This window comes from Nocardioides pelophilus, from assembly GCF_014180685.1.
GTDB classification, from domain to species: domain Bacteria; phylum Actinomycetota; class Actinomycetes; order Propionibacteriales; family Nocardioidaceae; genus Nocardioides; species Nocardioides pelophilus.
The window spans coordinates 1-10183 of sequence record NZ_JACEHF010000153.1 but is presented as its reverse complement, the minus strand read 5'-3'; the positions used below and the strand labels follow the sequence as shown (position 1 = coordinate 10183).

At 73.4% G+C, this 10183-nt stretch carries 10 protein-coding genes and 1 riboswitch; of the genes, 4 read left to right on the top strand and 6 right to left on the bottom strand.

Annotated features, from left to right (window positions below):
* Positions 1–117: 117 nt before the first annotated feature.
* Together cobU and H0488_RS18795 are read right to left on the bottom strand one after the other, a co-directional pair.
* Entirely contained in the window at positions 118–648 is a 531-nt protein-coding gene (cobU, locus tag H0488_RS18800) for a bifunctional adenosylcobinamide kinase/adenosylcobinamide-phosphate guanylyltransferase (protein ID WP_312856432.1), read from the bottom strand.
* Positions 641–2077, bottom strand: a complete 1437-nt coding sequence (locus tag H0488_RS18795; RefSeq protein WP_183100766.1) for an RNB domain-containing ribonuclease — start codon at positions 2075–2077, stop codon at positions 641–643. Before H0488_RS18795 ends, cobU begins: the two co-directional genes overlap by 8 nt.
* A gap of 112 nt (positions 2078–2189) precedes the next feature.
* On the opposite strand from H0488_RS18795, the gene yaaA reads away from it, so the two are divergent.
* Entirely contained in the window at positions 2190–2969 is a 780-nt protein-coding gene (gene yaaA / locus H0488_RS18790; RefSeq protein ID WP_183100765.1) for a peroxide stress protein YaaA, read from the top strand.
* A gap of 12 nt (positions 2970–2981) precedes the next feature.
* On the opposite strand, the gene H0488_RS18785 is transcribed toward yaaA, so the two are convergent.
* The 4 genes from H0488_RS18785 to H0488_RS18770 are packed head-to-tail and all read right to left on the bottom strand — an operon-like array spanning position 2982 to position 6405.
* Positions 2982–3299 carry a TA system VapC family ribonuclease toxin gene (locus H0488_RS18785; RefSeq protein WP_183100768.1) on the bottom strand — a complete coding sequence of 106 codons (318 nt, stop codon included), beginning with the start codon at positions 3297–3299 and terminating at the stop codon, positions 2982–2984.
* A complete protein-coding gene (locus H0488_RS18780; RefSeq protein ID WP_183100764.1) occupies positions 3293–4528 on the bottom strand; it encodes a bifunctional RNase H/acid phosphatase in 1236 nt (411 codons plus the stop codon). Before H0488_RS18780 ends, H0488_RS18785 begins: the two co-directional genes overlap by 7 nt.
* Position 4529: 1 nt before the next feature.
* Positions 4530–5273 (bottom strand): zinc ribbon domain-containing protein, encoded by a 744-nt coding sequence (locus H0488_RS18775; protein ID WP_183100763.1) that lies wholly within the window; start codon positions 5271–5273, stop codon positions 4530–4532.
* Between the two features lie 13 nt (positions 5274–5286).
* Entirely contained in the window at positions 5287–6405 is a 1119-nt protein-coding gene (locus tag H0488_RS18770) for a Nif3-like dinuclear metal center hexameric protein (RefSeq protein WP_183100762.1), read from the bottom strand.
* A gap of 121 nt (positions 6406–6526) precedes the next feature.
* Positions 6527–6719: riboswitch (cobalamin riboswitch) on the top strand.
* A 54-nt stretch (positions 6720–6773) separates the two neighbouring features.
* On the opposite strand from H0488_RS18770, the gene H0488_RS18765 reads away from it, so the two are divergent.
* From H0488_RS18765 to H0488_RS24315, 3 genes are read left to right on the top strand one after another with little or no spacing between them, the layout of a single operon-like run.
* Positions 6774–7640, top strand: a complete 867-nt coding sequence (locus tag H0488_RS18765; protein ID WP_183100761.1) for a ferredoxin-like domain-containing protein — start codon at positions 6774–6776, stop codon at positions 7638–7640.
* The gene (locus H0488_RS18760; protein WP_183100760.1) at positions 7619–8305 is read left to right on the top strand and encodes a precorrin-8X methylmutase; all 687 of its coding nucleotides are present in this window, start codon (positions 7619–7621) and stop codon (positions 8303–8305) included. The genes H0488_RS18765 and H0488_RS18760 overlap by 22 nt, the downstream gene beginning before the upstream one ends.
* 2 nt (positions 8306–8307) lie before the next feature.
* Positions 8308–10062, top strand: a complete 1755-nt coding sequence (locus H0488_RS24315; RefSeq protein WP_183100767.1) for a precorrin-2 C(20)-methyltransferase — start codon at positions 8308–8310, stop codon at positions 10060–10062.
* The last annotated feature ends 121 nt before the right edge of the window (positions 10063–10183 follow it).

Sequence of the window (10183 nt, the reverse complement as noted above, 5' to 3'; positions counted from 1 at the left end):
GTCCGTTTATCAAGGGATGTAGCCGAACGAGCACATCCCTAGGCGAACTCGCCCTGGGAAGCGGTCGTTCGTCTACATCCCTTGATAAACGGGCAGCCGGGGCGCACGCCCCACCCCTCAGAGCCGCAAAACCCGTCCGGCGACCACCAGGTGGACCTCGTCACAGACACTCGCGACCCGCTGGTTGACCGTGCCGAGCAGGTCGCGGAACAGGCGCCCCGACCGGTGTTCCGGTACGACGCCCAGGCCGACCTCGTTGGTCACGATCACCACCGGCGACGTCGCGGCGCGGAGGGTGGCGACCACGCCGGTGGTGCGGGCGGTGACGAGCTCCTCCACCTCGGGCATCGGCGCCTCCCACAGGCCCGCCTCGGCGAGGATCGCGTCGAGCCAGGTGCCGAGGCAGTCGATCAGCACCGGCCCGGTCGCCTCCGCGAGCGCCGTGGCGAGGTCGCTCGTCTCGACGGTGGTCCAGGTGTCGGGCCGTCGCTCCCGGTGGCGGGCGATCCGCTGGTGCCAGTCCGCGTCGTCGTAGGCCGGGCCGGCGGCGACGTACGTCGTGGCGGGCTCGTCGGCGAGCAGCGACTCGGCATGTCCGGACTTGCCCGAGCGGACGCCACCAGTGACCAGGACCAGACCCTCAGCCACGACGGAACGCCACCTTCCGGGTCGCCAGGTCGGCGGTCTCGAGCCGGACCGTGACCGCGGTGCCGAGCGGCAGGTCCTGGTCGCTGGTGACCGCGGCCTCGACGCCGATCTCGGACAGGATCACGACGCCCCTGCGCGGATCGTCCTGGTGGACGCTGGTGACCACGCCGCCGAACTCCTCACCGACCCGATGGGCGAGCAGGCCGGCCTCGATCACGTCGAGCACCGCACGACCGTAGGCACCGGCCCGGCGCGCGGACTCGTCGAGGGTCTTCGGAAGGTCCGGCAGCGCGGTCAGCACCCACGCGGGCACCGGCTCGCCGGCACACAGGGCGACGCAGACCTCGAGGGCGTAGCGGTCGCCCAGGCGTCGCAGCGGCGCCGTGACGTGGGCGTACGGCGCAGCGATCGCGGCGTGCTCGTGCGCGGCCGGCACCTCCCCGTCGAACGCGGCGTAGCCACTGCCCCGCAGCAGCCGGGTGCAGGCCACGACCATCGCCTGGTGGGCGGGCCGGCTGGTGTCGAGGGAGCGGATGAAGACGTCGTACGGCGCACCCTCCGGCCACTCGATCCCGAGCCCCTTCGCCACCCGATGCAGTCGCTCGACGTCGCGCGGGTCTGCGGGCGGCAGGGTGCGGAGCAGGCCGACCTTGCCGTCGAGCATCAGCCGTGCCGCGGACATCCCGGTGAGCAGCGAGATCTGCGCGTTCCAGAGCTCGACCGGCAGCTGCTGCCGGAACTCGAGCCGGAAGTCGCCGTCGTCGCTGACCTCGACCTCCTGCTCGGGCAGCGGGAGCGAGATGCCGCCCCGGGCCTCCTCCTGCTGCTCGCGGAGCCGCCCGACCTCACGCAACAGCTGCAGCACGTCGCCGGCGGTGCCCTCGTCGAGCGCGGCCTGCGCGGCGGCGTACGACCACCGCTCGCGGGAGCGCACCAGGGCGCGCTCGACCGACACGTCGGTCGGGGTGCCGGCGGCGTCGAGGGTGATCGACCACAGCAGCGCCGGCCGGACCTGATCGGGCAGCAGCGATGCTGCCGCCTCGGAGAGCGCCGGCGGGTGGAGCGGGATCCGGCTGCCGGCGCCGTACAGGGTCTCGCCGCGAGCGTGCGCCTCGACGTCGACCGGGTCGCCCGGGCTGACGAAGGCCGCGACGTCGGCGATCGCGTAGTGCACCAGGAAGCCGGCGTCCGTGCGCTCGAGGTGGAGCGCCTGGTCGAGGTCCATCGAGCCCTCGGGGTCGATGGTGACGAACTCGAGGTCGGTGCGGTCGAGGTCGGGCAGCACGGGCGCTGCCGCGGCCTGCTCGGCCGCCTGCTGCACCTCGGCCGGGAACTCGCCCGGCAGCTCGAGCTCCACCTCGACCTGCTTCAGCGCGTCCCGCAAGGCTTCGGAGCTCTCCCTGACCCGGACGACGAGGTTGCTCGGCATGCCGACGACCCTAACCGGGCGCACCGCACCGTCCGGTGGGGCCGGGACCTCGTCGGTTCACCCGCCCATCACCTGGCGGACACGCCACCTTCGCCCACTACGCTGGGGAGCCATGTTGATCCTGCTGCCGCCGAGCGAGGGCAAGTCCGCTCCGGGGCGGGGTCGGCCACTCGAGCTGAAGACCCTCTCCCAGCCTTCCCTGACCCCCGCCCGGGAGCGCGTGCTGGACGCGCTGGTGGCGCTGTGCCGCGACCAGCCGGACCACGCGGCGACGGTGCTCGGCCTCTCCCGCAGCCAGTCCGACCTCATCGCGCGCAACGCCTCGCTGACCGAGGCCCCGACCGCCCGCGCGGACCGGATCTACGACGGCGTGCTCTACGAGGCGCTCGGCCTCGACTCGCTGACGCCGTCCGCGAAGCGACGGGCGGCGTCGAGGCTGGCCATCACCTCCAGCCTCTTCGGGTTGGTCCGGGTCGGCGACCGGATCCCCGCCTACCGCCTCTCGGGCGACGCAACCGTCCCCGGGCTCGGTCCGGTGGCCGGCTGGTGGCGCGACTCCCTCGGCCCCGCCGTGGTCGACTCGCTGGGGCGCGGCCTCCTGGTCGACCTCCGGTCGAGCATGTACGCCGGGTTCTGGCGACCGCCGGCCGAGCTCGCGCCCCGGGTCGCGACGGTGCGGGTGCTGCACGAGGTCGCCGGCCGGCGACAGGTGGTGAGCCACTTCAACAAGGCCACCAAGGGACGGCTGGTCCGCGCCCTGCTGGAGGACGGCGGCGACCCGCGCACCCCGGAGTCGCTCGCGAGCCTGCTGACCGACCTCGGTTGGCACGTCGAGACGGGCGAGGCCACCAAGAAGGGCACCCAGCTCGACGTGGTCGTCAGCGAGGTCTGAGCAGCTCGCTGGTCAGCCGGGCGTCTCCCAGCGGAGACCGGGGAAGCGGCCGTAGTCGGTGTCGAAGGACACCGTCGTCGCCCGGTGCTCGTGCGCCGGCGCCGCAAGGTGGGCGTCGTCGACCAGGTTGCCGCCCGATCCGACCGCCTCGACGAGCCGGCGGACGAGAGCGGCGTGCCGGGCCCCCGGCTGGAGGACTGTCGCCGACCGCGCAGCCAGCCAGTGGTCGACCTGGTCCATCGCACGGGAGGGCGTGACCGCACGATCGAAGATCCTGGGGTTGGACGCGATCCGGATGAAGCCGACGAGCGCTCTGGCAGCGGCTACCAGCGGCCGGCGTCGAGCAGGGACCGGTCCCCCGGCGGCAGCGCGTTGTAGAGCCGCAGCGAGCCGCGGAAGCCGGAACCGTCGGGCGCCGACGGGTCGGGGTAGAACGAGATGACGGTGACCGACGCCGGGCTCAGCTCCATCCGGAACACCGCGTCGAGCGAGGCCTGCAGCGTGGTGGCGACCAGGGTCTTGATCGGCGTCACGTGGCTGACCACGACCACGGTGCGACCGGCGTGCTGCTCGAGAACCCGATCGAGCCCGGCCAGCACCCGCGTCTCGACGGTGCGGAACGACTCGCCGCCGGGCGGCGCGGCGTCCATGTCGCCGAGCCACGACTCGAACGACTCCTTGTGCTGCTCGGCGACCTCCATGAAGGTCAGCCCGTCCCACGCACCGAACTCCATCTCGGCGAAACCGGGCTCCTCCTGCAGCGGGAGGCCGAGCTCGGCTGCGACGATCTCGGCGGACTCGCGGGTGCGCCGGACCGGCGAGCAGACCACGGCGTCGATGCGGTCCTTCAGCTCCGTGAGCCAGGTGGCCGCAGCCCGGACCTGCTCGCGACCCTCGTCGCTCAGGCCGGGATTGTCGCCGCCGAGGCCGCCGGAGAAGCGGCGTCCGGACGTGTGCGGAGTGACGCCGTGGCGGAGCAGCACCAGCGTCGTCGGCGCCCCGACCATCTTCGGCGGCTCGCCCGCCTGGTCGACGCCGGCGGTCGCGGCGGGGCTCTCGAGCTCCTCGATGAGCGACTCGTCGGGCTCCGAGCCCAGCTGCTGGTCGTCGGAGGAGATGAGGACGCTCACGCCGTCCCGCAGGCCGTCCAGGGCCTCGTTGGCCAGCCGGTCGGCATGCTTGTTCTGCTCCCGGGGCACCCAGGTGTACGTCGTGCCGAACGGCGCGAGGCGGTTCGCCTCCGTCGCGAGCGGGCGCATGTCGGGGTGCTTGATCTTCCACCGGCCGCTCATCTGCTCGACGACCAGCTTCGAGTCCATCCGGACCTCGATCTCGGCGCCGGGCGCGTAGAGCTCCGCGAGCCGGAGCCCGGCGATCAGGCCGGAGTACTCCGCCACGTTGTTGGTCGCGACGCCGATCGCCTGCCCGTCCTCTGCGATGACCTCGCCAGTCTCGGCGTCCTTGAGCAGGGCGCCGTACGCCGACGGCCCGGGGTTGCCGCGCGACCCACCGTCGGCCTCGACGATGACCGACCGGCGACCGTGGTGGTCACCCGCCACGTCAGAGCCCGCTCTCGCTCGTCCGGACCAGGATCCGCTGACACTGCTCGCACCGGACGACCTCGTCCTCGGCCCGGCTGCGGATGTCGGCGAGGTCGGCGTTGTCGAGGCTCAGCATGCAACCGCCGCACTGGCGGGCGCGGAGCTCGGCGGCGCCGATGCCGTTCTTGTTGGTGCGCAGCCGCTCGTAGAGCGCCAGCAGGTCGGTCGGCAGCACGGCCACGATCGGGCTCCGCTCACCCTCGATCCGCTGGAGCTCGGCGTCGATGTCGGCGTACTTCTGGTCGCGGGTCGCGGTGACTGCCGCCAGCCGCTCGTCGGTCTCCACCAGGTCGGTGCGCATGGTGGTCAGCTCGGTCTGGGCGGCCTCGAGGTCCTCCATGACCTCGAGCTCCTCGTCCTCGAGCACACCGATCCGCCGCTCGAGCGACTCGAGCTCGTGCTGCATCCGCTCGAGGTCCTTGGGGTTGGAGATCAGGCCCTGGTCCATCCGGTCCTGGTCGCGCTTGCGGCGGGCCTTGACCTGCTCGACGTCGGCGTCGGCCTTCTCCTGGGCCGAGGTGAGGTCGGCGACGACGATCTCCTGGTCGCGGCTGCGCCCCAGCACGTCGGCACGGCGGGTGGCCAGCGCGGCGATCTCGGCGTCCTCGGCCAGGTGGGCCCGCTGGTGTCGCAGCTGATCGGCCGCCGCATCGAGCTTCTGGAGGTCGAGCAGCTTCAGCTGGGCATCCGGGTCGGCCTTCATGCGGCCCCTCTCTTCATATGCGTAGTGTCCAGGGGTCGGTGCACAGCGTGCTCACCCGGGTGTCCACGTCGTGGCCGAAGGCCTCGCCCACCCGCGCCGCGACGGCCGGCAGCCAGGTCCACTCGGCCGCCCAGTGCGCCACGTCGACCAGCGCCGGGCCGCCCTTCTCGAGGAATTCCGCAGCGGGGTGGTGGCGCAGGTCGCTGGTGACGTAGACGTCGACGTCGGACGCCGCGACCCGGTCGAGCAGGAAGTCGCCCGCCCCGCCGCAGACGGCGACCTTCTTGACCGTCCGCTCCGGGTCGCCGGCCACCCGCACACCGTGCTGGGTCTCCGGGAGCGCAGCGGCGACGGCCTCGGCGAACGCGGCGAGGCTCGCAGCCGGGTAGGTGCCGACCCGGCCGGTGCCGGTCGTGACCCGACCGGGATCGGCGAGCTCGACGACGTCGTACGCCGGTTCCTCGTAGGGATGCGCGTCGAGCATCGCGGCGACCACGTCGCGGCGCAGGTGGCGGGGCAGGATCACCTCGATCCGCACCTCGGCGACGGTCTCGATCTCGCCGACGGTGCCGATCATCGGCGAGGCCCCCTCGAGCGGCCGGAACCGGCCCTCGCCCTGGGTGCTGAAGGACGCGAAGTCGTAGTCGCCGATCCGGCCCGCGCCGGCCTCCGCGAGCGCCGCCCGCACCGGCGCCGCCGCGTCGCTCGGGACGAAGACGGTGAGCTTGTCGACGGGCTCGCCGGTCGCGGGCACCAGCGGCTCGAGGTCGGTCAGGCCGAGCGCGAGAGCGAGCGCCTCGGACACACCGCCGGCGGCCTGGTCGGCGTTCGTGTGCGCCGTCAGCAGCGCGCAGCCGGCGCCGGCGAGGGTGGCCAGGGTGCGTCCCTTCGGCGTGGTGGCCGCGAAGCCGTGCACCGGCTTGAGGAAGAGCGGGTGATGGACGACCAGGAGGTCGGCCTTCCACTCGGCTGCCTCCGCGGCGACGGCCGGGGTCGGGTCGACGGCGAACATCACCTTCTTGACCGACTGCTCCGGGTCGCCGTACACGAGGCCGACGGCGTCCCAGTCCTCCGCGGTGGCGGGTGGGTACCACTCATGGATCAGGGTGACGAGGTCCGCGAGCGCTGGCATGTCCGTCAGGCTACTGGTGGTTTCGAGGCTCGCTTCGCTCGCACCTCAACCACCGGGCCGGCTCGCTTCGCTCGCACCTCAACCACCGGGCGGGCTCGCTTCGCTCGCACCTGCACCACCGGTTAGTCTTCTGACCGCCAGTCAACCTCCGTGCCAACGGTGGTCAGGGAACCCGGTGAGAGTCCGGGACTGACGCGCAGCGGTGTGGGTGACGGGCGGGGCAATAGATGTCACTGGGTGCTTGACCGGCCTGGGAAGGCGCTCCGTTCCGGATGATCCCGAGTCCGAAGACCTGCTGGCCCTTGCGGTAGCCGCCGCGAGGTCATCCGCGGGCGACGCGTAGAGCCCGAGACCTTGCGAGGAGCGCGATGAGCGCGACGTACTCGGGCACCGTGTCGACGGCCCGCACCCGACCCGACCGCTGCCCCGGGGTGCTCCGGCCCTGGCCCGCCGCCGACGGCGGCCTGGTGCGGATCAGGGTCCCCGGCGGCCGGCTGCGCACGGCGTCCCTGCTGGCGCTGTCCGCACTCGCGCAGGAGTACGGCGACGCCCGCGTCCACGTCACCGGTCGAGCCAACCTCCAGCTGCGCGGCCTGCCGCTGACCGAAGGCGTGCTCCCCGAGCGGGTCGTGGCCGAGATCGAGGCCACCGGGCTGCTGCCCTCGCGCGCGCACGACCTGTCCCGCAACGTGCTGACCTCGCCGCTGACCGGTCTGGTCGGCGGGCAGGCGGACCTCCGTCCCCTCACGCGATCGCTCGACGCGCTGATCCTCGACGAGCCCGCGCTCGCCGCGCTGCCCGGCCGTTTCCTGTTCACCCTCGACGACGGGCGCGGCGACCTCGCCGACCGCCACCGCGACCTGGGCCTGGTCGCGCTCGACGACCGCACGGCCCAGCTGCGGGTCGGCACCGCCTGGGGGCGGGTCATCGACCTCACCGACGCGCCGACCGCCCTCGTCGGCCTCGCGCTCCTGTTCCTGGACCGCCGCGGAACGGGCCCGACCGCGGCCTGGCACGTCGACGAGCTCGAGCGACCGCTGGTGCGGGGTCTCGCGACGCCCTCGCCTGGCGAGCCGCGCACCGAGACCCCCCTTCCCTACGGCCCGATCGCCGGGCTCCCCGACCTGACCCACGTCGCCGTCACCGACGACGGCATCGACCCCGCCACCGCGATCGCGTGGGCGGGCCGGACCACCGAGGTGGTGATCACGCCATGGCACGGCGTCCTGCTCTGAGTCCTGCACCGACTCCCCCGCCCCGTCGCTACGACTACGTCGCGGACGGGCCGGCCATCTACCTCGACTCCTTCGCGACGATCCGCCGCGAGGCCGACCTGTCGTCGGTCCCGGCCGACGCCGAGAAGGTCGCCGTCCGGATGATCCACGGCAGCGGCCAGACCGACCTCGCCGCCGACCTGGTGCTGCACCCGGGACTCGCGCCAGCCGGGCGGGCGGCCCTCGCCGCGGGCGCACCGATCCTCTGCGACGCCCGGATGGTCGCGATGGGCATCACCGCCGGCCGGCTGCCCGCCGGCAACGAGGTGCTGTGCTTCCTCAACGACCCTGCGGTCCCCGAACTGGCGCAAGCGTGGCGCACCACCCGCACCGCCGCCGCGGTCTCGCTCTGGACGCCCCACCTCGAGGGCGCTGTCGTCGCGATCGGCAACGCGCCGACCGCGCTGTTCCACCTGCTGGAGATGCTGATCGCCGGCGCGCCCCGACCAGCCGCGATCGTCGGCTGCCCGGTCGGCTTCATCGGCGCCCGGGAGTCGAAGGAGGCGCTCGTCGCGCTCGCCGACGAGCACGGCATCGACGTCCCCTACGTGACGGTCCGCGGCCGTCGCGGCGGCTCGGCGATGGCGTCGTCGGCAGTCAACGCACTGGCACAGGAGGCCGAGTGACTCTGCACACCTACGGGGCAGGACGGTTCTTCGCCGTCGGAGTCGGCCCCGGCGATCCCGACCTGATCACCCGCAAGGCGGCGCGGCTGATCGAGAACGCCGACGTCGTCGCCTTCCACGCCGGCGTCGGCAAGCAATCCAACGCCCGCCGGATCGCCGCCGACCTGATCCCGGCGAGCGCCGTCGAGGAGGAGCTCCGCTACCCGGTCACGACGGGCACGACCGACCACCCCGCCGGGTACGTCGGCGCCCTCGCCGACTTCTACGAGGACTGCACCGCCCGCGTGGTCCGGCACCTCGAGGCCGGCCGCGACGTCGTACTCCTCGCCGAGGGCGACCCGCTGTTCTACGGCTCGTCGATGTACCTCCACGACCGGCTCAAGGAGCGCTTCGCGTCGGAGGTGGTGCCGGGAGTGCCCGCGTTCGCGGCCGCCACCTCGGCGCTGGCGACGCCGCTGGTCCGGCAGCAGGACGTGCTCACCGTGCTGTCCGGCACCCTCCCCGAGTCCGAGCTCGCCCGGCGCCTCGCCGACACCGACGCCGCCGTGATCATGAAGCTGGGCCGGACCTTCCCCGCCGTCCGCTCCGCGCTCGCCCAGGCCGGGCGGCTCGACAACGCGATGTACGTCGAGCGCGCCTCGATGCCCGCCGAGCGGTGGCTCCCCGTCGCCGAGGTCGACCCGACGACGGTTCCGTACTTCTCCCTGATCGTGGTGCCCGGCGACTCGGCCGGTCAGCCGACCAGCGAGCGGCTGCGCCTTGGTTTCGAGGCTCGCTCCGCTCGCACCTCAACCAGCGGCGGACTCGCTCGCACCTCAACCAGTGGCGAACTCGCTCGCACCTCAACCAGCGGCGGACTCGCTCGCACCTCGACCAGCGACGGACTCGCTCGCACCTCAACCAGCGGCGAACTCGCTCGCACCTCGACCAGCGGCGAACTCGCTCGCACCTCGACCAGCGGCGGCGAGAGTGCGCCGCTGGTTGAGGTGCGAGGCGCCCCGGCGCCGAGCCTCGAAACCAAGGCGCCGGCTCAGCTGCTCGTCGTCGGGCTCGGCCCGGGACCCGACCGCTGGCTGACGCCGGAGGTGGCGGAGGCGCTGGCGGAGGTCGACCACGTGGTCGGCTACGCGCCGTACCTCAACCGGGTGCCGCAGCGCGCCGGGCTCCAGCGACACGCATCGGGCAACACCGTCGAGGTGGACCGGGCGCGGTTCGCGCTGGACCTGGCGCTGGCCGGCGAGCGGGTCGCGGTGGTGTCCGGCGGCGATGCCGGCGTGTTCGGGATGGCGTCCGCGGTCCACGAGGCCGCCTCGGACGAGAAGTACGCCGCGGTGCCGGTGCGGGTGCTCCCCGGGGTGAGCGCGATCCAGGCGGTCGCGGCCCGGGCAGGGGCGCCGATCGGCGCCGACTTCGCGGTGCTGAGCCTGTCCGACCGGCTCAAGCCATGGCCGGTGATCGAGCGCCGGCTCCGGGCGGTCGCGGAGGCCGACCTGGTGCTGGGGATCTACAACCCCGCCTCCCGGTCGCGGCGCGACCAGGTCGTCGCTGCGCAGAAGCTGCTGCTCGAGCACCGCTCCCCCGACACCGTGGTGGTCGTCGGGCGCGACGTCGGTCGCGAGGAGGAGTCGCTCGAGGTGACCACCCTCGCCGAGCTGGACGCCGGCTCCATCGACATGAAGTGCCTGCTCCTGGTCGGCTCGTCGACCACCCGGGTGACGGCGGGCGGGGCGGTCTGGACGCCGCGGTGGGTCGAGTGACCGGCCGGATCACCGTCGTCGGCATCGGCGCCGACGGCTGGGCCGGGCTCCCCGAGGCTGCGCGCGAGCCGGTGCTGGCCGCCGAGGTCCTGCTGGGCGGCGAGCGGCACCTCCGCCTGGT

Excerpts from the sequence above, each read along its gene's own strand:
- H0488_RS18795 (WP_183100766.1), bottom strand. The coding sequence starts at position 2,077 with ATGCCGAGCAACCTCGTCGTCCGGGTCAGGGAGAGCTCCGAAGCCTTG.
- yaaA (WP_183100765.1), top strand. The coding sequence starts at position 2,190 with ATGTTGATCCTGCTGCCGCCGAGCGAGGGCAAGTCCGCTCCGGGGCGG.
- H0488_RS18775 (WP_183100763.1), bottom strand. The coding sequence starts at position 5,273 with ATGAAGGCCGACCCGGATGCCCAGCTGAAGCTGCTCGACCTCCAGAAG.
- H0488_RS18770 (WP_183100762.1), bottom strand. The coding sequence starts at position 6,405 with ATGCCAGCGCTCGCGGACCTCGTCACCCTGATCCATGAGTGGTACCCA.
- H0488_RS18765 (WP_183100761.1), top strand. The coding sequence starts at position 6,774 with ATGAGCGCGACGTACTCGGGCACCGTGTCGACGGCCCGCACCCGACCC.
- H0488_RS18760 (WP_183100760.1), top strand. The coding sequence starts at position 7,619 with ATGGCACGGCGTCCTGCTCTGAGTCCTGCACCGACTCCCCCGCCCCGT.